Origin of the sequence: Streptosporangium subroseum (assembly GCF_900188345.1) — a bacterium.
GTDB classification, from domain to species: Bacteria; Actinomycetota; Actinomycetes; order Streptosporangiales; family Streptosporangiaceae; genus Streptosporangium; species Streptosporangium subroseum.
Window position 1 is genome coordinate 155,884 of sequence record NZ_FZOD01000004.1, and the last position, 21,902, is coordinate 177,785.

Consider the following 21,902-nt stretch of genomic DNA (forward strand, 5'->3'; position numbering starts at 1 on the left):
ATCACCACCAGAGCACCGCCGCCGTCGTCGCCAGGACCGCGAGGGCGCCGAGCAGTATCGCGCCCTTCTTCAGTCCCTGCTTGAAGAACGAGAAGATCCCGCCCACCAGGAAGAGCGCGATGAAGGCCATCGCCGTGGCCGCCCAGTTCTGGCTCACAGCACACCTTTCGTGCTGGGCACGCCGGTGGCGCGGGGGTCGAGCTCGGACGCCTCGCGCAGGGCCCTGGCCAGGGCCTTGAACTGGGCCTCCACGATGTGGTGGGCGTTGCGGCCGTAGGGGACGTGGACGTGCAGGCAGATGGCGGCCTGCGCGACGAACGACTCCAGGATGTGCCTGGTCATCGTCGTGTCGTAGTCGGGGCCGATCATCGGGGCCATGCCCTCGGGCTCGCTGTGCACGAGGTACGGGCGGCCGGACAGGTCCACCGTGACCTGGGCGAGGGCCTCGTCCAGCGGGCAGGACGCGTTACCGAACCTCCGGATGCCCGACTTGTCGCCCAGAGCCTCGCGGAACGCGGCGCCCAGCGCGATCGAGGTGTCCTCGATCGTGTGGTGGGAGTCGATGTGGAGGTCGCCCTCGGTCTTCACGGTCAGGTCGAACAGGCCGTGCTTGCCGAGCTGGTTCAGCATGTGGTCGTAGAACCCGACACCCGTGGACACGTCGACGTTTCCGGTGCCGTCAAGGTTGACCTCGACCAGCACCGAGGTCTCCTTGGTGCCACGCTCCACGCGACCTCGGCGCGGCGCGAACTCACCGGTGGTACTGCTCACAGGGTTCCCTCCAGGGCGGCGCGGAACGCCGCCATCTCCTTGGCCGTTCCGATGGACACTCTCAGCCACTCCGGCGGGCCCACCTCGCGGATCAGCACTCCGCGCTCAAGCATGCCCTGCCAGACCGCGTGCCGATCCGGGAAACGGCCGAACAGCACGAAGTTGGCGTCGGAGTCGGCGACCGTCAGCCCCTCGCCGCGCAGCCACTCCACCGTCGCGTCCCGCTCGGCCCGCAGCAGGTCGACGGTGCCGAGCAGCTCGGTCTGGTGGGCGAGCGCGACGCGCGCCGCCGCCTGGGTGAGCGTCGACAGGTGGTACGGAAGACGGACCAGGAGCAGAGCCTCGATCACCGCCGGGTCGGCGGCGAGGTAGCCGAGGCGGGTGCCCGCCATGGCGAACGCCTTGGACATCGTCCGCGTGACGATGAGCCGGGGGTTGTCCGGCAGCAGGACCAGCGCCGACGGGGTGCCGGTGCGCGCGAACTCGAAGTAGGCCTCGTCCACGACGACCATGCCCGGCGCGGCCTGGACGATCCTGGCGATCACGCTCGGATCGAGCGCGGTGCCGGTCGGGTTGTTGGGCGAGGTGAGGAAGACGATGTCGGGCCGGTGCTCCTCGATCGCGGCGACGGCCTTGTCCGGGTCGATCCCGAAGTCCTCCTCGCGGGCTCCCGAGATCCATTCGGTCGAGGAGCCGCTCGTGATGATCGGGTGCATCGAGTAGGAGGGCTCGAAGCCCATCGCGGTGCGGCCGTGGCCGCCGAAGGCCTGCAGGATCTGCTGGAGCACCTCGTTGGAGCCGTTGGCGGCCCAGACCTTCTCCGTGGTCAGGTCATGGCCGAGATAGGCGGCCAGGTCCTGGCGGAGCGCGACGGCGTCGCGGTCGGGGTAGCGGTTGAGCCCGGCCGCGCTGTGCCGTACCGCCTCGGCCAGGTCGGTGACCAGGGAGGCGGAGGGGCCGTAGGGGTTCTCGTTGGTGTTGAGCCTGACCGGGACGTCGATCTGGGGCGCGCCGTACGGCGTGCGCCCCCGAAGGTCGTCGCGGATCGGCAGGTCCTCAAGCTTCACGAGGGGATCTCCCAGTCGAAACGCGCACGGATGGCGGCGCCGTGCGCGGGAAGGTCTTCGGCGTCGGCGAGCACACACACGTGGGCCGCCGCCTCGGCGAGGGCCTCACGGCTGTAGTCGACGACGTGGATGCCCCGCAGGAAGGTCTGCACCGACAGTCCGGAGGAGTGGCAGGCGCAGCCGCCGGTGGGCAGCACGTGGTTGGACCCGGCGAGGTAGTCGCCGAGTGAGACCGGCGCGTAGGCGCCGACGAAGATGGCTCCGGCGTTGCGCACCCGGGCGGCCAGCGCGGACGCGCCTACGGTGTGGATCTCCAGGTGCTCGGCGGCGTAGGCGTCGACGACGCGCAGCCCGGCCTCCATGTCGTCGACGAGGAGGATGCCCGACTGACGCCCGGACAGGGCCTCGGCGATCCGCTCACCGTGCTTGGTGGCCGCGACCTGGCGGGGCAGCTCCCGCTCGACGGCCTCGGCCAGCTCCACGGAGTCGGTGACGAGGACGGCGGCGGCGATCGTGTCGTGCTCGGCCTGGCTGATCAGGTCGGCGGCGAGGTGCACCGGGTCGGCCGTGGAGTCGGCGAGGATCGCAATCTCGGTGGGCCCCGCCTCGGAGTCGATGCCGATACGGCCCTTGAGCAGGCGCTTGGCGGCGGCGACCCAGATGTTGCCGGGGCCGGTGACCAGGTTGACCGGGGCGCACTCCTCGGTGCCGTAGGCGAACATCGCCACGGCCTGGGCCCCGCCGACGGCGTAGACCTCGTCCACCCCGAGCAGCGCGCACGCGGCCAGGATGGTCGGGTGCGGCAGCCCGCCGAACTCCCGCTGCGCGGGCGAGGAGAGCGCGAGGGAGGAGACCCCCGCCTCCTGGGCGGGGACGACGTTCATGACCACGCTGGAGGGGTACACCGCCCGGCCGCCCGGGACGTACAGGCCCACGCGCTCGACGGGGACCCAGCGCTCGGTGACGGTGCCGCCGGGCACGACCTGGGTGGTGACGTCGGTGCGCCGCTGGTCGCGGTGGACGAGGCGGGCGCGGCGGATCGACTCCTCAAGGGCCGCCCGGATCCTCGGGTCGAGCTCCTCCAGTGCCTTGGTGATCGCCTCGGCGGGGACGCGGGTGGACTCCAGCTCCACGCCGTCGAACCTGGCGGTCCACTCTCGTACGGCCGCGGCCCCGCGATGATGCACGTCCTCGCAGATCGACCGCACCTTCTCCAGGGCGGCCTCAACGTCGAGCTGGGCACGGGGCAGCACGCCATGGAGGTCCTCGGGGAGGGCTCCACGCAGGTCGGTACGGGAAATCACCCGCCCAGTCTACGGAGGGTTGACGCCCGGTCTCATCTTGTCCACCATCCGGACGCTTCATCCTTTCGTTAAACAGCGGAAAATACATTGGGTATTCACTCAAAGGCGCAGAGTTAAGAACAGCGTCCCCTCGTCCCTCCGAAGGGGTCCGGACACGCCTCGACAACGGCGTTTCCCTCGCTCCCGCGGAGGAGAAGTGCGCCCGATCAGGACTCCGGCCGCTGCTCGGTACGGCTTCCGAGCGCACATGCGCGAGCGCGCTCCTTTACGTTGTAGATTCATTCAATGCCCCACGCCGCCGGGCACGAGTAAGCTGCCAGCCGTGAGTAAGTCGAAGCGCACAGGCGGTCAGGGGACCCCCGCGACGGTGGCGCTGACCCAGGCCAAGGTGGATTTCACCCTTCATCCCTACGAGCACGACGCCGAGGCGCAGGCGTACGGCGAGGAGGCGGCAGACGCGCTCGGCGTGCCGTACGAGCAGATCTTCAAGACGCTCGTGGCCGAGGTGGAGAGCGGGCTGGCCGTCGCGGTCGTGCCGGTCGCGGGCAAGCTGGACCTCAAGGCGTTCGCGGCGGCGCTGAAGAGCAAGCGGGCCGCGATGGCCGACGCCACCAAGGTGGAACGCGTCACCGGCTACGTGGTGGGCGGCATCAGCCCCCTGGGACAGCGCAAACGCCTGCCGACCGTGATCGACGCCTCCGCGCTGGACTTCGCGACGATCTACTTCTCCGCCGGACGGCGCGGGCTGCAGATCGAGACCGCCCCCTCGGAGCTGGCACGGCTCACGCAGGCGATCACCGCGCCCATCGGCAAGACTGGCTAGCGAAGCGCCTCCGCGCCCCGACCGGGTCGTCTCGGGGGCGGAGGTCCTTGACCGGGTGTCTCGGGGACGGAGCGGCCGAATCCGGTTAACGCCGTGTGCGGGCCGAGGGTTTCCCCGGCGAGCCCGTTCCCGGGGAATCCCGGGCAATCCTGGCGAAGGTTGCCAGCGCGCTCAACGACGGCCTTCGGCGAGACTCGGCACAGGCCGTACCTGATCGGGGGAGCAGATGTTTTACCTGACCGCTACCGAGATGCTCAAGCTGCTGCGCGCGCGGGAGGTCAGCGCGGTCGAGCTGCTCGACGCGCACCTGCGCCGGATCGAGGAGATCAACCCGGAGGTCAACGCGATCGTCACGCTGGTGGCCGAACGCGCCCGCGAGGAGGCCCGGGAGGCCGATCGGGATCTGGCGCGGGGGCACTGGCGCGGGCCGCTGCACGGACTGCCGGTCGCGCACAAGGATCTGACGGACACCGCGGGGATCCGCACCACGTACGGCTCACCGCTCTTCGCCGACCACGTTCCCGTCAAGGACGCGCCGATCGTACGGCGGATGCGCGAGGCCGGGGCGATCACCGTCGGCAAGACCAACACCCCGGAGTTCGGCACCGGCTCGCACACCGTGAACGAGCTGTTCGGCGCCACCCGCAACCCGTACGACCTGTCGAAGTCGGCCGGCGGCAGCAGCGGCGGGGCGGCCGCGGCGCTGGCGACCGGGATGGTGGCCCTGGCCGACGGCTCCGACATGGGCGGCTCGCTGCGCAACCCGGCCTCGTTCTGCAACGTGGCAGGGCTGCGGCCGACGCCGGGGCGGGTGCCGTCGCCCTCGGCGATCGCGGCGTGGTTCACCCTCGGCGTCTCGGGGCCGATGGCCCGCACCGCGGAGGACCTGGCGCTGATGATGAGCGCGGTGGCCGGGTTCGACGCCGCCTCTCCCCTGTCGATCACCTCCAGCGGCGCGGTCTTCGCCGAGCCGCTGGGGCTGGACCTGACCGGACTGCGCATCGCGTGGAGCCCGGACCTGGGCGGGCTGCCGGTCGACACGGAGACGGCGAAGGTCACCGCGGACGCCCCGGCCGTGCTCGAAGGGCTGGGCGCGCGGGTGGAACGGGTGGACCTGGATCTGTCAGACGCCGAGGACGCGTTCCGGATCTACCGGGCGTGGCACTACGCGTCGTCCTTCGGCGACCTCCCCCAGGACCGCGTGGGGGAGAATGTCCGGTGGAACGTCGAGCGGGGCCGCGAGGTGACCGGGGCCGACCTGGCGCGCGCGGAACGGCTGCGCAGCGGCCTCTACCAGCGGATGGGCGACTTCTTCCGCACCTACGACTTCCTGATCGCCCCGGTCAGCCAGGTGCCGCCGTTCCCGGTGGACGCGCCGTACGTCTCGGAGATCAACGGACAGGCGCTGCCGGACTATCTGGCGTGGATGCGCTCCGCCTACTGGATCAGCGTGCTGCACGCCCCCGCGGCGTCGGTGCCGTGCGGGTTCACCGGCGGCGGGCTGCCGGTCGGCGTGCAGATCGTCGGACGTCCCTTCGCCGACATGCAGGTTCTGCGCCTGGCTCACGCGTTCGAGAGGGCCACCGGGCACGGCACGCGCAGACCTACCTGTCGCTGATGTCGTAGCCGGACAGCGGTCCGTAGGGGTCCTCCCCGCCGAACGGACGGCGCAGCGGCGAGTCCCGGTAACCCGCGACGCTCTCCAGGACGAAGAAGAGCCCGACGGCGAGCACCGGCCACACCAGCAACACGCCCTGGGCGGTCAGGTTCAGCGGTCCGGCGATCAGGGACGTGGACGTCCCGGAGGCGGTGACCGTCGCCGCACCGAGGTTGACCGCCTGGCCGACCACCAGGGTGATGTACGAGCCGAGCAGGCCGCCCGCGGCCAGTCCCAGCACCACGGCGAGCGGACGGCCCCTGCGCGACAGGCTGTAGCCGAGGGCGCCGCACGCCAGGCCGAGGGCGCCGGCGATGATGACGAACCAGCCGTCGGCCGCGATGAGCGCCTGGGTGGTGGGGTCGGCCAGCAGCGGGCCCTGCTTGGTCATGACGTACGGCGGACGGGGCGCGGCGAGCGACCACAGGACTCCGGCGATCACCCCGGCCAGGCCCAGTGCCAGCACGGTGACAGCGAAGTCACGCGCGTTCCGCAATGTAATACCCCTCACCCTCTGTGTTGATGTGCCCGATGTTACCCACCAGCTCGCCAGGCGCTACCAGAGGTTCCGATGGACTCCAGTTACTCTGTCCAAGTGAACGAAGAGGCATGGCTGATCGAACCCTCCGGACCGCTACGCGGTGACGTCGAGGTGCGTGGTTCCAAGAACGGCGTCTCCAAGCACATGGTCGCCGCCATGCTCGGCATGGGTGAGAGCACGATTCACAACGCGCCCGATGTGGGTGAGGTCGGGATCACCGCGCAGATGCTGCGGGCGCTCGGCATCGACGTGGAGATCACCTCCGGGGAGATCGTCATCTCCCAGGGGCCGCAGATCAATCCCCACGTCCCGGCGGCGTTCACCGGTCTCAACCGGATCCCCATCCTGATGCTGGGCCCGCTGCTGCACCTGGCGGGCGAGGCTTTCGTGCCGCTGGTCGGCGGCGACCCGATCGGGCGCAGGCCCGTCGACTTCCACGTCGAGGCGCTGCGCGCGATGGGCGCCGAGGTCGAGGTGAGCGACACCGGCATCTACGCCAAGGCCAAGCGATTGCGCGGGACCCGCATCGAGCTGCCCTACCCCAGCGTGGGCGCGACCGAGACGATCCTGATGTCGGCGGTGCTGGCCGAGGGCAAGACCGTGCTCAAGGGCGCGGCCATGGAGCCCGAGGTGGTGGAGCTCGCCCTGTTCCTGCAGCGCATGGGCGCGCGCATCGAGCTCAGCCCGGACCGGCGCATCGTGATCGAGGGGGTGGACCGCCTGCACGGCGCGTCCACCTGGCTGAACGGTGACCGGATCGAGGCGTTCTCCTACCTGGCGGCCGGTCTGATCACCGGCGGGCAGGTGCGGGTGCACGGCTGCCCGCAGGACCGGCTGGTCACCGCGATCACCACCCTGGCCCGGATGGGCGCCGAGATGGACATCACCGACGACTACCTGTCGGCGTCGGCGCCGAACGGGCTACGGGCGGCGGCGGTGCAGACCGACACCCACCCGGGGTTCATGACCGACTGGCAGACGCCTCTGATGGTGCTGTTCACGCAGGCCCAGGGCATGTCGGTGCTGCACGAGACGGTCTTCGAGAACCGCCTCGTCTACGTGCCCGCCCTGCAGAAGATGGGCTGCGAGATCGAGGTCTTCGACGTGTGCCTCGGCGGCCCGGCCTGCCGCTACCACGACACCAACGCCAAGCACTCGGCGGTCGTTCGCGGCGTGTCGAAGCTGAGCGGCGCCGACGTGACCCTGCCGGACATCCGGGCCGGGTTCTCCGCCGTGCTCGCGGCGGCCGCGGCGGAGGGCACCTCCACACTGCGCGGGGTGCACCACATCGAACGGGGCTACCACCGGCCGTTCGAGCAGTTCGCCTCGCTGGGCCTGAAGATCAGTAGAGAAAAGGTGCAGGACGGGTAAGGATTCGCAATCGGGTGTTTGTAGGTGATCACCCGGTTGCACCTTACTATGCGTGACATTGCGACGCGAGGAGAGACGTAAGCCCTCCGCGTGCCTGCGCGGGCTGGTGACCTGCGGTGTGCTCGGCGGGCTGCTGGCGGCGATGGCGGCGCTACCCCTGGTCGGCACGGTGGGGCTCACCGCCAACAAGGTCACGACCACCCTCACCGACCTGCCGCCGAGCCCGCGCGAGGATCCGCTCTCCCAGCGCACCGTGCTCCTGGACAGGCGCGGTAAGCAGTTCGCCCAGTTCTACAAGCAGAACCGGACGCTCGTGAAGCTCGACCAGGTCGCCCCGGTCATGCGCGACGCGATCGTGGCGATCGAGGACGCCCGGTTCTACGAGCACGCGGGCCTGGACATCAAGGGGACGCTGCGAGCGCTGGTGACCAACACCCAGGCGGGCGAGGTGCGGCAGGGAGGATCCTCGCTCACCCAGCAGCTCGTGAAGAACATCCTGGTCGAGAACTCCGAGAGCGACAACGAGCGCGACCAGGCCCGCGCGCCGAGCATCCAGCGCAAGATCACCGAGCTGCGGTACGCGCTGGCGATGGAGAAGAAGTACAGCAAGGCCGAGATCCTGGAGCGGTATCTCAACATCGCCTACTTCGGCGCTGGGGCCTTCGGGGTGGAGGCCGCAGCGCAGCGCTTCTTCTCGATCCCGGCGTCGAAACTGTCCCTGTCGCAGGCGGCGACGCTGGCCGGCGCGGTGCGGGCGCCGTACTCGACCGACCCGTCACTGGGCAAACAGCGTCGTGAGCGCCTGCGGGAGCGCAGGGACATCGTCCTGGATCGGATGGCCCAGCTCTCGTACGCCCCCCAGCCCAAGGTCACCGCCGCCAAGCGGCGTCCCCTGAACATCCACCTCAAGCCGGAGCCGGGTGGCTGCGCCGAGAGCTCCTATCCCTATTTCTGCCTCTACGTCCATCGGGAGCTGCTGACCAACCCCGCGTTCGGCCCGAGCCGCCCGGAGCGGGAGCGGCGCCTGGCCAGGGGCGGCCTCGTACTGCACACCACCCTGGACCCCCAGGACCAGCGGGCCGCGCAACGCGCCATCTCCTCGCGGGTCGGCCAGCGCGACACCGAGGTCGCGGCCGAGGCCATGGTCGAGCCGGGCACCGGACGGATCAGGGCGCTGGCCGCGAGCAAGAAGTACGGCCGCGACTCCGGCAAGGACAACAACGGTCCCAGCACCACCTTCAACCTTCCCGTGGACGTGGCGCACGGCGGCGGCCAGGGCTTCCAGGCGGGGTCCACGTTCAAGGTGTTCACCCTGGCGACCGCGCTGAGCAAGGGCTGGCGGTTCGACGACGGTTTCATGACGCCGGGCATGTTCGTGCCCCGCTCGGGCTTCACCAACTGCAACGGCCGCAAGGTCAACGCCCCCACGGCCAAGATCTTCAACGCCAGCGGCGAGGGCTCGGGAGGCCCGCAGAGCATCTACACCGGCACCTGGAAGTCGGTGAACATCTTCTACATGATGCTGGAGCAGCGGGTGGGCCTCTGCTCGGTGGTCAAGACCGCCAGGGCGCTCGGGATCGCCCGCGCCGACGGCACCCCGCTGCGTGAGGTCCCGACCTTCACCCTCGGGGTGAACGAGATGGATCCGCTGACGGTGGCGGCCGCGTTCGCCGCGTTCGGCGCACGGGGCCGCTACTGCCGCCCGATGGCCATCATGGACATCATCGAACGGGACGGCACGCGCGTGGCGGTCCGGCCGAGCTGCAAGAGGGCGGTCGAGCGCGACGTGGCCGACGCGGTGAACCACGTGCTGTCCGGGGTGTTCACCAAGGGCACCATGACGGGTCAGGACATCGGCCGCGACGCGGCGGGCAAGACCGGCACCAACAACGGCTACACCTCCGCCTGGTTCGCCGGATACACCCCCGACCTGGCCGCCGCGGTCAGCGTGGGCGACATCCGCGGCTCCTACAAACATCCGCTGACCGGCGTGCAGATCGGCGACGAGTACTACGGCGCGGTCCAGGGCGCCTCTCTCCCGGGACCGATCTGGGTGTCGTCGATGACCAGGGCCCTGCGCAACGTCCCCCCGACCTCCTTCCACCACCCGGACATGGGCCGTTTCGGCGGTGGATTCACCCCCGGCATGAAGGAGGCGCTGGAGGCCGAACGCCGCGAGGACGAGGAGGAGGGCCGCAGCGACGAGGGGCGCGCGCACCGCGTCGCCGGTCGTCGCAAGCACATGGGGCAGCGCGGCTGAACACGGGAACACGGGAACACGGCGCGCGAGGATGCCGTACGCGGAGGGAGCGTGGCGGGAGCGTCGTCGTCCTCGCCGAGCTGCTCAGCCCTGCCAGGCGCCCTCTCGCAGACCCCGGCCAAACAGGGACCAAACTCAACCCAAAGGAAAAATAACACTCCGGGGTTGGTCGGGTGCATACTGGAGCGATTCGCTGATCCTGGCGGTATGTTCTTGTCCGGAAAGCAGCAAACCGGCGCTCCGATCTGGCCTGTCTCCCCTCTGTCCCGCTTAAGCGGTGATCACAGGAAGATCGGACGGACACCGGCCTGGAACAGCGACACCCCCCGAACGTCGACAGCCCTCTGGGCGAGCAAGTGGAGAACGTCAATGACCGCTGAACCCCCCTACCAGAACCAGTACGGCCAGAACCCCTACGAGGCCGCTCCCCCGCCTCTCCCCGAGCTGGCCCTCTGGTGGGAGCGCCTGCTCGCCCGCGTGATCGACGTCATCATCCTGTTCGTCGTCGTCTCCCTCATCATCACCCCGATCATCACGGGGCCGTTCACGACCACCGAGGCGACCACCCTGCTCGGTGTCACGGTCGAGGTGCCGACGGTCTCGTTCCTCGGGCTGCTGATCTCCGCCATCGTGGGATTCGCGATCTATGCGGCCTACGAGTACTTCCAGATCACCCGTGACGGGCAGACCCTCGGCAAGAAGCTCGTGAAGATCCGCATCACCACGGTGGGCGCCGGCGTCCAGGGCGGGCTCGACTCGGAGACCGCCCTCAAGCGAACCGCCGTGCTCTGGGGGCCGCAGCTGCTCTCCTTCCAGAGCGTCCTCTATCTTCTCGCCGGTCTCTTCAGCCTGGTGAACGTCCTGTCCCAGTTCTGGGACAAGCCGCTCAGGCAGTGCCTGCACGACAAGGTGGCGAACACCGTCGTCGTGCGGATGCCCCGCTGAACGACACCTCTCGCGGCCGCATCGGCCCTCGCGACAGGTGACCCCGTCGGTCCCCACGGCACACACCGCCGTACGGGACCGGCGGGTTTCTCTTGTGACCGCTCCCGTCGGCGATGACGACGAGGTCGGCCACGTCGAACGGGACGGCACGCGCGCGTGCCGTCCCGTTCGACGACGGCCGTCGGGGAGCGAGGGCGCTCCCGTCCGGTCGGCCGACCGTCACAGGATGACCGGCGGCGGGTTCAGCCCCGGTGGGTCGTCATGCGTTCCTCCGCGAGGTGCAGGCCCGCCTCGATGACGGCGTTCATGATGAGGGCGAGACGGTCCTCACCGAGGGTGGGGGCCCGGCGGGCCATGTCGGCGACCAGGCGGCGTTCGCGGTCCATGTCGCGACCGGCGAAGCCGCCGACGGGCTTGAGCCGCTGGATGGTGCCCGCGAGCTCGGCCCGGCGTTCCAGCAGGACGGCGAGGGCCGCGTCGACACGGTCGATGGCATCGCGGGCGGTCAGCAGGGAGTCGGGGTCCTCCCTGCGGGTGACGGCTCCGACGATCTTCACGGCCTCGTGGGCGGCGAGGGCCTCCTGCTCGGTGGAGCCGGGGGACAGGAGCAGGCCGTCGGCGCCGGCTGCGACCGCGGCGGCGGCCAGGGCGGGGTCACCGCCGAGGTCCGCCAGGACGGGGCGGCCGGACTTCTCACGGGCGGCGCGCATCAGGGCCAGGTCGAGGGTGACCCCGCCCAGGTGCGTACGGCTGCCGCTCTCGCAGAGCACAACGCTGTCGTTTCCCTCGGCCACGCAGTAGTCGGCGATGGCCAGCCACTCCTCCAGCGTCGCGGAGGGGGCACGCTGGACGACCACGGGAAGGCCGAGCCGGGCGACCGCGCGGACCAGCTGAAAATCCTGCATCCAGGCCGCGCCGACCACCACGCCAGCGGCGTTCGCGGCGATCTCCGGCAGATCCGCCGCCGAGAACGGCTCCACCAGGACGGGCCCGGACCAGTCGGCGCGGACCGCCGCCACCGATTCGGCCGCGGGGACGCGCCCGTGGTGGTCACGCAGGTTGATCCATCGGGCGTCCGCCCCGGCGCCGCCGATCACCACGACGGGTCCCGCCCCCACCGCGAGCGTTCCCAGCCCCACGGCTCCACGCTCCAGGCGTGCGGTCAACGACATCTCGGCTCCCATGGTCAGCCGGCGCACATCCCGCGAGCCGGCGGGTTCGTCAGAAAACAGAAAAGGCAGAGACGATGTGTCTCTGCCTCGCGCCGGCTCCGGATGGTCACTGAATCACGCTGTCACGACCGGCCCTCCGGAGCCGGCACGATAAACGCTGAACAGCAAGTCATGTGCCCAACGATAAGCCATGGCCCCGCCACCTGCCACCTGCCGGACACCGCATCTCAAAGTGTGGACTCCAAAACCCCGTTTAAGTCGATCACTTTACTTGGCTATGAGAGTATTCGGGGGTTTAGAAGGAGGTAAGGCGGTTGATGGCCGAAGCACAGCCTGAGGGGCGCCGGGTCGCCTCCCGCTACCACCTGCTCGAAGCCATCGGCCGAGGTGGCATGGGCATCGTCTGGCGGGCCCACGACGAGTTCCTCGACCGCGAAGTCGCGATCAAGGAAGTCCGCTACGCCGACATGCTCGGCGAGGACAACCAGGAGGACTTCAACCGGCGCACCAAGCGTGAGGCGCGCGCCGCCGGACGACTGACGCACCCGAACGTCGTGGTGGTCCACGACGTGGTCGAGGAGGACGGACGGCCCTGGATCGTCATGCAGCTGGTGGAGTCCCGCTCCCTCGGCAAGGTCATGCGGCAGGACGGTCCGCTGCCGCCCAAACGGGTGGCGGAGATCGGGCTCCAGCTCCTGGACGCGCTGCGTGCCGCGCACGCCCAGGGCGTGCTGCACCGTGACGTCAAGCCGGAGAACGTCCTGCTGGCCCACGACGGCCGGGTGGTGCTGACCGACTTCGGCATCGCGACGCTCGAGACCGAGACCGCGCTGACCATGACCGGGATCGCCGGAACCCCTGCGTTCATCCCGCCGGAGCGCATCAAGGGCGCGACCGCGCAGCGTGAGTCCGACCTGTGGTCCCTCGGGGCGACGCTGTACGCGGCGGTGGAGGGCAAGCCCCCGCACGATCGCGGCGGGGCGCTGCCGACCATGCACGCCATCCTGAACGACGAGCCCGAGCCCCCGGTCAACGCCGGACAGCTGGCCCCGGTCCTCGAAGGGCTGCTCCGCAAGGATCCGGCCCTGCGCATGAACTACGACGAAGCCGAGCGGCTGCTGCGCGCGGTGGCCGAGGGCGAGGGCGAGGGCGAGCCCAAGCAGCCCCAGCAGCCCGCCAAGACGTCCGTCATGCCCGCCGTGATGAGCCCCTCAAGCGTCTCAAGCACCTCGGCCACCGCCGAGACCGATCCGGGGGTCCAGTTCCGGGCCGAGGGATTCCCCGCCACGGGGGCGAAACTGGGCGTCGCCGTACCTGCGCCTCCCAAATCTCCCGTCTCTCCCCCGCCCCCGCGGGAGGAGCCTCGGGAGCCCGCCGCGAAGGCACCGGCCGAGGAGGTACGGCAGAAGCCCACGTCCGGGACGGAGCGGAAACCCACCCCGCCGGAGGCCGTTCCGTCCGCGCGGCCGGAGACCGCCCCGCCGGCACGGCAGAGCTCCGTTCCCGCCCCCAGGCCCGAGCCGAAGCCGCCGGTGCGCCCGGCTCCCGGAGGCCGGCCGAACCCCTTCCCTCCCATACGGCAGCCCGTCCCGGCCCCGCGGCCCGAACCCGTCGCCCCGTCCAAGGGGTACGTCTCCGAGCTCTCCTCCGACGACGCGGGGACCGAGGATCCCTCCTTCCAGAGGATGATGACGGCGACGTCGCGAAACGTGCCGCGGGCGCCGATGAAGCGGGGCCTGCTGGTGATCCTGCCCGCGCTGCTGATCGTCGGGGTGGTCGCGGGCTGGCTCGGGCTGCGCAGTGGCCAGACCACCGAAGACCAGGGCACCGGCTCGTCACAGGCGCGCCCGAGCGGCTCGGACGGGCCGAACGGAGCAACCGGATCGACCGGGTCGAACGCGCCGAGCGGTCCGGCCGAGACGACTCCGGAGAGCACTCCCGAGCCGAAGCCCTCACCGTCTCCTTCGCCGAGTCCCACCAAGACGAAGGAGAAGGAGGAGTCCGCGCTCCCCGCCGGCTGGCACATGCACAAGGACGGAAACGGCTTCTCGGTGGGCCTGCCCAAGGGGTGGTACGTGGAGAGGCGGAACGGGAAACAGGTGCGGTTCCGCAGCCCGAGCGACTCGGTGAGCTACCTGATGATCGAGTACGTCGACAAGGGGGGTTCGGACCCGAAGAAGGACTGGGAGCAGCAGGAGCTCTACAGCAGGGGCAACTTCCCCGGCTACAAGCGGATCCGGATCGAGAAGGTCGACTACATGGTGAAGGCCGCCGACTGGGAGTTCACCTGGAACGTCAGCGCGGGCAAGGCCCGGGTGATCAACCGGGGGTTCATCGCCAAGAAGGGCGGCCGGGGCTACGCCATCTACTGGCACACCCTCGCCGCCGACTGGAAGAAGAACCTGCCCCTTTTCGAGGGATTCGCCAAGACCTTCTCGTCGAAGAAGTGAGCGGCGTCCTGACCGACGACGATGCATGAGCCTGGGGGGCGAGAGGAATTGACCGAACGGAAGGTCACGGGCCGTTACCGTCTGCTCGAACCCATCGGTGAAGGTGGGATGGGCATCGTCTGGCGTGCCCATGACGAGCTTCTCGACCGGATCGTGGCGGTCAAGGAGGTCCGCTACCGCGGGGTCGACGAGAGCGCCCGGGCCGACCTGAACCGGCGGACGATCCGGGAGGCCAGGACCGCCGGCCGGCTCGACCATCCGTCCGTGGTGATCGTGCACGACGTGGTCGAGGAGGAGGGCCGGCCCTGGATCGTCATGCAGCTGGTCCGGTCGCGGTCGCTGGGCGCGGTCATCCGCGAGGACGGGCCGCTGTCGCCGGGCCAGGTGGCCTCGGTCGGCCTGCACGTGCTGAGCGCGCTGCGGGCGGCGCACGCCTCGGGCGTGCTGCACCGTGACGTCAAGCCGGAGAACGTCCTGCTGGCCCACGACGGCCGGGTGGTGCTGACCGACTTCGGCATCGCCGCGATGACGCACGAGACGGCGATCACCCGGACGGGCGGGATGGTCGGCACCCCGGCGTTCCTGCCCCCCGAACGGCTCCACGGCCTGGCGGCCACCCCCCTGTCGGACCTGTGGTCCCTCGGGGCGACCCTGTACGCGGCCCTGGAGGGCCGTCCGCCCTTCGAGCGGTCCACGGCCGCCGCGACCATGCAGGCGGTCCTCCACGGCGAGCCCAGCCCCATGACGCATACCGGGCCCCTCTCCGTCGTGATCCTCGGTCTGATGTCCAGGGACCCGGGAGCCCGGATGGACCCCGAGCAGGCCGAGGCCCTGCTCAACCGGGTGTCCTCGGGTCAGGCCTCCGGACCCGGGAACCAGGCTTCCCGGCACAGGAGCCTCCTCGACGCGGACGGGCCGACGGCGCAGTCGCCGGATCACGGCTTCGCCTCCCGCCCCACCCCGTCGTCCCGCCCGGGCGCCGAGGCCCATCGGAGCGAGCCACCGTACGAATCCCGGTCGCCGTACGCCGGGGGGCCCTCTCATCCGGCCCCTCCGTCCGGGGCGGCGAGCGCGTGGCGCCTGCGGCACTCCCCCGGCGATCCGGGGCGGAACGGCTCGGCCGAACCTGGACGACCCGCCTACCGGGGCGACGCGGCCGAGCCGGGCCGCCCCCATCAGAGCGGTCCGGCAGGGCCGGGGCGGCCCGCCTATCTCGGGCAGCAGGCCTATCAGGGCGGTCCCGCCGATCCCGGACGGCCCGCCTACCGGGGTCGTGCGGCCGAACCGGGCCGGCCTGACCACCAGGACGGTCCGGCGGGATCCGGGCAGCCCGCCTACAGGAGCAACCCGGCGCAGTCCCCGTACCAGGGCGGACCTCCGTACTCCGAGCCGTCGCCGTACGGCGGCGAACCGTCGTATCGGGGCGCGCCCACCCACTCCGGGCAGCCGCCCCACGGCGCCGAGCCCTCGTATCCGGGTTCCCGGTCGCATCGAGGTCTGCCCACCGGCACCGTGATCGGGTTTCTCCGCCGGCGGCCGCCGGTGGAGCGGATCGCGATTTTGATCGGGGTGCCCGCCCTCGTGGCGGTGGTCGGGGTCGGCATCTGGCTGCTGACCGGCGGCCCGGACGACACGCCGAGCCAGGGCGACCGGCCGGTGTCCACGGCCACGTTCCCCGACGACCTCGGCGACAGCACCGCCGAGCCCTCTCCTCGTCCCTCGAAGACGCGCCGGGCGACTCCCGCCCCGTCCGGCCAGGCCATTCCCCCGGGCTGGAAAATGCACCGGGACTCGATGGGTTTCACCGTCGCGATACCGAGAGGCTGGAGCGCCAGGCGGTTTCCCGACCGCGACCGGGTGGAGTTCCGGGATCCGGACTCGGACGCCTTCCTGTGGATCGAGTCGACCGAGGATTCCGAGAAGGACCCCGTCAGGCACTGGCAGAAGGTCGAGAAGGCCGGGACGGCCAAGAACCTCTGGCCGGGCTACGAGCGGATCCGCATCACCCTGCTGACCTATCGCGGCGTGGCCGCCGCCGACTGGGAGTTCCTCTACCTCAAGAAGGGTGTCCGGACGCACGTCCTCGATCGGGGGTTCCACACGGCCTCCGAGACCCCGTACGCGATCTACTGGGAGAGCCCGGACTCCGAGTGGGACCCGGCGTTCTTCGACACGTTCACCGCGACCTTCAAGCCCAAGTCGTGACGGCACGGCCCGGCCCGGGAGTGGTTCGGCCGCGGGGACCGCACCCGCCTGCCGCCAGGACCTACAGGACCTACAGGACCTACTGCCAGGACCGCGCGTATCGCCGGTAGGTCCCGTCGTGGGTGCGCAGGTGCACCCATTCGTCCACGTAGTTCGCGAACTCCTGGTCACCGCGCGGCAGCAGATACGCCTTCTCGGCGAAGGTGAACGGCCGGTCGGGGTGGAGGGCGCACAGCTGGGGATGCAGTTTGGCCTGGTAGAGCGCCTCACTGGCGTCGGTGATCATCACGTCCGCGTGCCCGGCCACGATCTCGTCGAAGATCGTGTTGTTGTCCCGGTGCACGGTGATCGTCGCGTGGCGCAGGCGCACGCGGGCGAACGTCTCGTTCGTCCCGCCCGGATTGACGATCACCCGCACGCCGGACCGGTCGATCTGCCCCAGCGTGCCGTACCTGTCCTTGTCCGCGCATCGCGCGATCGGCGTCTTGCCGTCGGTGCGGTAGGGCTCGCTGAACACCGCCTCACGGGCCCGGTCCAGGGTCACCGAGATCCCGCCCATCCCGATGTCGCAGCGGCCCGCGGCCAGATCCGCGACCAGGCTCCCCCAGGTCGTGGGGGTGAGCTCGACCTTGGCGTCGAGGCTCCTGGCCAGGTCCCGAGCCATGTCGATGTCGATGCCGCTGTACGCGCCGGTCCTCGGGTCCCGGTAGGTGAACGGCCGGTAGTCGCCGGTGGTGCACACGCGTAGCTCCCCGCTGTGCGGCACCTCGTCGAGCAGCGTGCCGGAGCGCCCCGGAGACGGCCCCGGCCGCTCGACGGCGAGGGCGGCGCCCGCGGTCGTGGCGTCCACGCCCATGCCCACGCCCACGCCCACGCCCACGCCCAGGAGAAGAGCCAGGACGGCAGCACGTCGTCTCACGCTCACAGGTCACTCCCTCCTCTCGCCCCTCCACCTGGCGAACGCAGGGAAGGGCGGGAAAAGCCCGCACCGGGCCGGCCGTCCCCCGAATGATTTTCAGACCGTTTCCAGCTCGGTGCGGGAGACCCTCACGGTGGTTTATCCGGTGAGGGCGGGTTTATTCGGGCGAGCGGTCCCCCAAAAACCCGTGCTCCGCGACCAGGAACGCTCTGGCCGGTCGATCACGATACGATTGCAATCAAAGATCTACCGATGGAACACTCCCGCCGTGGACTCCTCGTAGAATGGCCCTTCCGTGCGGGGTCAAGGCCTCCGGGACACGATAACGGAGCAGGCCGTACCAGCACTTCTCTCATCGCGGGATACCGTGTATACGGATTGTTGACCTCATCTGGGGGTACTCGAGGCACATGTCCGACTCGCAGGAGATCATCGGGGCCCGTTACCGATTGCTGGAACGCATCGGCAGCGGAGGCATGGGAACGGTCTGGAGGGCACGCGACGAGGTCCTCGGCCGGGAGGTCGCGGTCAAGGAGATCATTCCCTCTCCTGACCTGACCGGTCCCGAGCGCGAGATCTTCACCATGCGGACGCTCAGGGAGGCCCGCGCCGCCGGGCGGGTCGGGCATCCGGGCGTCGCCACGGTCTACGACGTGATCGAGGAGCACGGGCGCCCGTGGATCGTGATGCAGCTGGTGAAATCCCGGACCCTCGGGGCCGTGGTACGGGAGGACGGGCCGCTGCCGCCGGCGCGGGTGGCCCAGATCGGGATCGAGGTGCTCGGGGCGCTGTTGGCGGCCCAGCACGTGGGTGTCCTGCACCGTGACGTGAAGCCGGACAACGTGCTGCTCGCGGGCGACGGGCGGGCCGTGCTGACAGATTTCGGCATCGCCGTCCTCGAGGGCGACTCCTCGCTGACCAAGACCGGCTCGCTCATCGGCACCCCGGCGTTCATCGCGCCGGAGCGGGCGAGCGGGGGGCCCGCGGAGTTCGCCTCCGACCTGTGGTCGCTCGGCGTGACGCTCTACGTGGCGGTCGAAGGGCGTTCGCCCTTCGAACGGGCCCATCCGCTGGCCACGCTCAGCGCGGTCATGCACCAGCATCCGGCGCCGCTGAAGCTCGCCGGACCGCTGGGCCCGGTGATCTTCGGCCTGCTCCGCAAGGACCCGGCGGAGCGCATGTCCGCGCAGGAGGCGCAGACCCACCTCTGGGCGATCGTGAACGGGACCGCCCCGCAGCCCACCGTGCCGATCGATCTCTCCGCTCCTGACCCCACCCGGGTCGCGGCCCCGATCCCGGCCGCACCGTCGATGCCGTCGCTCGCACCGTCGTCCGTGCAGGACGGTCCCACGCGGAACCCGGCCCATGACGCGGCGCCGATGGACGAGCCGTCCTTCGTGTCGGACCCCGGGCCCATCCTGACCTCCACCGGGCGACGGCGGCGCCCGGTGCTGCTCGCCGTCATGGCGATGGCGCTCGCCATCGCCCTCACCTCGGCCGGGATGGCCTGGGTCGTCTCGAACTCCTCCTCGACGAACCCGGCGGAGTCACCGGCCCTGCCGAGCACTCCCGTGCGGAAAACCACCTCGGAGAACAAGCCCGAGGAGGCGAAACTGCCCGTGCAGGACGATCCCGCACCGGCCAGGACGAGGCAGGCCCCCAGCCAGCCCTACTACGATCCGGCCCCGAACAGGTCCGATTGGGACAGACCCGCCCCATCGGCCAAACCCTCGGGCAGGCCCACGAGCAAGCCCTCGGGCAAACCCACGAGCAAGCCGTCGGGCAAGCCCTCTCAGGACGACCCGGGGAAGGATCCGGGAAACGGCTCGGGTGACGACTCCGGGGACTCCGGAGAAGGCTCCGTGGACGACCCCGGCCAGAACGCCGACCAGGGCTCGGGGCAGGACTCGGGCTCGGGGCATGGCTCCGGGGAGGACTCGGGACAGGCCGGCGGCCCCGCTCAGCTCGCGCCCCAGGAAGGGACCGCCCTCGGCCTCCGAGGCTGATGTCAGGGCCGGGACGGGCAAGGTTGGGGCCGGGACGGCACGACCGGCGACCCCGGCGGAGATGAGCGAGGAAGAGCAGGCCGGAGGAAGGGGCCCGGACCGTCAGGCCCCGATGGGAACTCTCCACCCGGGGTCCTCAGGGCCGTGCGACAGGTCCTCCGGACAGTCCCGTCAGAGCCGCCAGGACCTTTCCGCCCAAGGACCCTCAGGACGGTGAGGCAGGCCCTCCGGACAGTCCAGCCGCTAGGACTCTCCGCCCAGGACCTTCAGGGCGTGGGACAGGTCCTCCGGGTATTCGGTGGTGAAGGTGATCCACTCCCCCGTCGACGGGTGCTCGAAGGCCAGGGAGACCGCATGCAGCCACTGCCGGGTGATGCCCAGACGTGCGGACAGCGTGGGGTCCGCGCCGTACATCAGGTCGCCGACGCACGGGTGGTGCAGCGCCGACATGTGAACCCGGATCTGGTGGGTCCGGCCCGTCTCCAGCTTGACGTCCAGCAGGGACGCCGCGCGGAACGCCTCGATCGTGTCGTAGTGGGTGATCGAATCCTTGCCTCCGGCCACGACCGCCCAGCGGCCGTCCCCCGAGGGGTGGCGGTCGATCGGAGCGTCCACGGTGCCGCGCGACGGGTCGGGATGACCCTGGACCAGCGCGTGATAGTGCTTTTCGACCGTGCGTTCCTTGAAGGCCCGCTTCAGGTGGGAGTAGGCGTGCTCGCTCTTGGCCACGACCATGGCGCCGGTGGTGTTGGCGTCCAGGCGGTGAACGATGCCCTGGCGCTCGGCCGCACCGCTGGTCGACACCCGGTGCCCGGTGCCGAGCAGGCCGCCGATCACCGTCTGCCCGGTCCAGCCGGTGGTCGGGTGGGCCGCCACGCCGATGGGCTTGTTCACGACGACGATGTCGTCGTCCTCGTAGACGATCTTCATGCCGGGGATGGGCTCGGCCACCGGCATCGGCGCGACGGGCGGCGGCGGCAGCGTCACCTCCAGCCACGCACCCCCGTGGACCCGGTCGGACTTGGCCGCGAGCGAGCCGTCCACGAGCACGTCACCGGCGACGATCAGCTCAGCCGCGCGGGTGCGGGAGAAGCCGAACAGCCGCGACAGTGCGGCGTCGAGGCGCTCACCTTCCAGCCCTTCGGGAACCGGGAGACTCCGCTGTTCAGCCATCTTTCTTCTCTTCTCTTATGTCGCGCGTGCCGTCGATCTGGTAACCCCGCCAGGCGAGGAAGACAGCCAGGATTCCGCCGCAGACAATTGCCGAGTCTGCCACGTTCCAGACGGCGAAGTGCCCGGGGAAGGTCTCGACGAAGTCGACGACGTGCCCCTGGAACGGTGAGGGCCTGCCGAAGCCCGACGGCCAGCGGAAGACGCGGTCGGTCAAATTGCCGAGCGCTCCGCCGAGCAGCAGGCTCAGCGTGATCGCCCACGGCAGGCTGCGCAGATTGCGGGCGGTGCGCAGAATGGCCACCACGACCGCCGCCGCGACGATCGTGAAGACGATCGTCATGCCGGCGCCGAGGCTGAACGCGGCCCCGGAGTTGAAGATCACTCGGAACTGGAGCACGTCGGGGATGACGACAAACGGCTCCCTGCCCTCAAGCGTCTTCAGCACGATCGTCTTCGTGACGAGATCGAGAAGGTAGACGATGGGGACGATCACCGCGAGCACGCCGATCCGGCGCGCCGCGAGCGGGGCGGCCGGAGCCGCCCCGTCAACGGTGTCGCCGGTCAGCGGCGCTCCTCCCGTTGCTTGCAGGCCACGCACAGCGTCGCCCTCGGAAACGCCTGCAGGCGCTCCTTTCCGATCGGCTGATGGCACGATTCGCACACTCCGTAGGTCCCTGCGTCGATCCGGGCGATCGCTCGCTCGTTCTGCGCGACCAGGTCGCGTGAGTTCAGGGTAAGGGCGATCTCGCGTTCGCGTTCATATGTCCTGGCCCCGGCATCCGCCTGGTCGTCCCCCGCACCGTCGGTGACATCGCTCGACGCGATCTCCGACTCGGACTTGGCGATCTCCCCGTTCAGCTCCTCGATCTCCGTGGCCAGTTGCTCGCGAACCTCCGCGAGCTCCTTGGCCGACCAGGTGACGACGGCACCGTTCGACGACGGCACTACAGCGCTTTCATCGGCGCGCACAGTCGCGGCCATGTCGGCCTCCTTACTCGAGATCGGACCGTGTCCAAAGTGGTAAACGGTGCGGGCAGCTTAGATCTCATATAACAGAACGGCAAACGACCCGCCGTAATGTTTACCACTCCCGTAACATCCGCCCCCTTCCTCCTGATTCCGCCTGGGGCCCCTCGAAATCGGGAAGCTTCGGGGGAGCCCTTGCGTTATCGTTTGAGGCTGCAAAGCGTTGATGGGGACAGCTACCTCCGTGCCCCCTCGCACGAGCGACCCGGGGA

18 protein-coding genes are annotated in these 21,902 nt (G+C 70.2%); 8 read left to right on the plus strand and 10 right to left on the minus strand.

Going from position 1 to position 21,902, the window contains the following annotated elements:
- Position 1: 1 nt before the first annotated feature.
- Genes CHC08_RS49335 through hisD form a run of 4 tightly spaced genes read right to left on the minus strand, consistent with a single transcriptional unit; the run spans position 2 to position 3,142 of the window.
- Entirely contained in the window at positions 2–157 is a 156-nt protein-coding gene (locus CHC08_RS49335) for a hypothetical protein (protein ID WP_179281902.1), read from the minus strand.
- Entirely contained in the window at positions 154–771 is a 618-nt protein-coding gene (gene hisB, locus CHC08_RS05925) for an imidazoleglycerol-phosphate dehydratase HisB (protein ID WP_089206131.1), read from the minus strand. The genes CHC08_RS49335 and hisB overlap by 4 nt, the downstream gene beginning before the upstream one ends.
- A complete protein-coding gene (locus CHC08_RS05930) occupies positions 768–1,838 on the minus strand; it encodes a histidinol-phosphate transaminase (RefSeq protein WP_089206132.1) in 1,071 nt (356 codons plus the stop codon). The genes hisB and CHC08_RS05930 overlap by 4 nt, the downstream gene beginning before the upstream one ends.
- The gene (gene hisD / locus CHC08_RS05935) at positions 1,835–3,142 is read right to left on the minus strand and encodes a histidinol dehydrogenase (protein WP_089206133.1); all 1,308 of its coding nucleotides are present in this window, start codon (positions 3,140–3,142) and stop codon (positions 1,835–1,837) included. The genes CHC08_RS05930 and hisD overlap by 4 nt, the downstream gene beginning before the upstream one ends.
- 322 nt (positions 3,143–3,464) lie before the next feature.
- Between hisD and ybaK the strand changes: the two genes are divergently transcribed.
- Together ybaK and CHC08_RS05945 are read left to right on the plus strand one after the other, a co-directional pair.
- The gene (ybaK, locus tag CHC08_RS05940) at positions 3,465–3,965 is read left to right on the plus strand and encodes a Cys-tRNA(Pro) deacylase (protein WP_089206134.1); all 501 of its coding nucleotides are present in this window, start codon (positions 3,465–3,467) and stop codon (positions 3,963–3,965) included.
- 226 nt (positions 3,966–4,191) lie between these two features.
- Positions 4,192–5,583 carry an amidase gene (locus CHC08_RS05945; RefSeq protein ID WP_089206135.1) on the plus strand — a complete coding sequence of 464 codons (1,392 nt, stop codon included), beginning with the start codon at positions 4,192–4,194 and terminating at the stop codon, positions 5,581–5,583.
- Here CHC08_RS05945 and CHC08_RS05950 read toward each other — a convergent pair.
- A complete protein-coding gene (locus tag CHC08_RS05950) occupies positions 5,570–6,118 on the minus strand; it encodes a hypothetical protein (protein ID WP_089206136.1) in 549 nt (182 codons plus the stop codon). The two genes, CHC08_RS05945 and CHC08_RS05950, sit on opposite strands and share 14 nt — an antisense overlap.
- Positions 6,119–6,217: 99 nt before the next feature.
- Here CHC08_RS05950 and murA point away from each other — a divergent pair, with 99 nt between their 5' ends.
- From murA to CHC08_RS05965, 3 genes are all read left to right on the plus strand, one after another.
- Entirely contained in the window at positions 6,218–7,534 is a 1,317-nt protein-coding gene (murA, locus tag CHC08_RS05955; protein ID WP_089206137.1) for a UDP-N-acetylglucosamine 1-carboxyvinyltransferase, read from the plus strand.
- Positions 7,535–7,586: 52 nt separating this feature from the next.
- The gene (locus CHC08_RS05960; RefSeq protein ID WP_089206138.1) at positions 7,587–9,794 is read left to right on the plus strand and encodes a transglycosylase domain-containing protein; all 2,208 of its coding nucleotides are present in this window, start codon (positions 7,587–7,589) and stop codon (positions 9,792–9,794) included.
- A gap of 369 nt (positions 9,795–10,163) precedes the next feature.
- Positions 10,164–10,739 carry an RDD family protein gene (locus tag CHC08_RS05965; protein WP_179281903.1) on the plus strand — a complete coding sequence of 192 codons (576 nt, stop codon included), beginning with the start codon at positions 10,164–10,166 and terminating at the stop codon, positions 10,737–10,739.
- 242 nt (positions 10,740–10,981) lie between these two features.
- Here the strand turns inward: CHC08_RS05965 and CHC08_RS52750 are convergent, their stop codons facing one another.
- On the minus strand, positions 10,982–11,911 hold the full coding sequence (locus CHC08_RS52750; RefSeq protein WP_089206272.1) for a chorismate mutase: 930 nt from the start codon (positions 11,909–11,911) through the stop codon (positions 10,982–10,984).
- Between the two features lie 317 nt (positions 11,912–12,228).
- On the opposite strand from CHC08_RS52750, the gene CHC08_RS05975 reads away from it, so the two are divergent.
- On the plus strand, positions 12,229–14,361 hold the full coding sequence (locus CHC08_RS05975; protein ID WP_089206140.1) for a serine/threonine-protein kinase: 2,133 nt from the start codon (positions 12,229–12,231) through the stop codon (positions 14,359–14,361).
- Between the two features lie 48 nt (positions 14,362–14,409).
- Positions 14,410–16,566, plus strand: a complete 2,157-nt coding sequence (locus CHC08_RS05980) for a serine/threonine-protein kinase (protein ID WP_179281904.1) — start codon at positions 14,410–14,412, stop codon at positions 16,564–16,566.
- 79 nt (positions 16,567–16,645) lie between these two features.
- Here the strand turns inward: CHC08_RS05980 and CHC08_RS05985 are convergent, their stop codons facing one another.
- Positions 16,646–17,485, minus strand: a complete 840-nt coding sequence (locus CHC08_RS05985; protein WP_218825137.1) for a transporter substrate-binding domain-containing protein — start codon at positions 17,483–17,485, stop codon at positions 16,646–16,648.
- Between the two features lie 410 nt (positions 17,486–17,895).
- On the opposite strand from CHC08_RS05985, the gene CHC08_RS50550 reads away from it, so the two are divergent.
- Complete coding sequence (locus CHC08_RS50550) at positions 17,896–19,491, plus strand: serine/threonine-protein kinase (RefSeq protein ID WP_218825138.1); 1,596 nt, start codon at positions 17,896–17,898, stop codon at positions 19,489–19,491.
- A 243-nt stretch (positions 19,492–19,734) separates the two neighbouring features.
- On the opposite strand, the gene CHC08_RS05995 is transcribed toward CHC08_RS50550, so the two are convergent.
- Genes CHC08_RS05995 through CHC08_RS06005 form a run of 3 tightly spaced genes read right to left on the minus strand, consistent with a single transcriptional unit; the run spans position 19,735 to position 21,633 of the window.
- On the minus strand, positions 19,735–20,664 hold the full coding sequence (locus CHC08_RS05995; RefSeq protein ID WP_089206142.1) for an RluA family pseudouridine synthase: 930 nt from the start codon (positions 20,662–20,664) through the stop codon (positions 19,735–19,737).
- The gene (locus tag CHC08_RS06000; protein ID WP_089206143.1) at positions 20,657–21,262 is read right to left on the minus strand and encodes a signal peptidase II; all 606 of its coding nucleotides are present in this window, start codon (positions 21,260–21,262) and stop codon (positions 20,657–20,659) included. The genes CHC08_RS05995 and CHC08_RS06000 overlap by 8 nt, the downstream gene beginning before the upstream one ends.
- Entirely contained in the window at positions 21,226–21,633 is a 408-nt protein-coding gene (locus CHC08_RS06005; RefSeq protein ID WP_089206274.1) for a TraR/DksA family transcriptional regulator, read from the minus strand. The genes CHC08_RS06000 and CHC08_RS06005 overlap by 37 nt, the downstream gene beginning before the upstream one ends.
- Positions 21,634–21,902 lie beyond the last annotated feature (269 nt).

What these genes read in the sequence shown, in the direction of transcription:
- CHC08_RS52750 (WP_089206272.1), bottom strand. Translation starts at nt 11,911, where the DNA reads ATGTCGTTGACCGCACGCCTGGAGCGTGGAGCCGTGGGGCTGGGAACG.
- CHC08_RS05995 (WP_089206142.1), bottom strand. Translation starts at nt 20,664, where the DNA reads ATGGCTGAACAGCGGAGTCTCCCGGTTCCCGAAGGGCTGGAAGGTGAG.
- CHC08_RS05945 (WP_089206135.1), top strand. Translation starts at nt 4,192, where the DNA reads ATGTTTTACCTGACCGCTACCGAGATGCTCAAGCTGCTGCGCGCGCGG.
- CHC08_RS05975 (WP_089206140.1), top strand. Translation starts at nt 12,229, where the DNA reads ATGGCCGAAGCACAGCCTGAGGGGCGCCGGGTCGCCTCCCGCTACCAC.
- CHC08_RS50550 (WP_218825138.1), top strand. Translation starts at nt 17,896, where the DNA reads ATGTCCGACTCGCAGGAGATCATCGGGGCCCGTTACCGATTGCTGGAA.
- CHC08_RS05965 (WP_179281903.1), top strand. Translation starts at nt 10,164, where the DNA reads ATGACCGCTGAACCCCCCTACCAGAACCAGTACGGCCAGAACCCCTAC.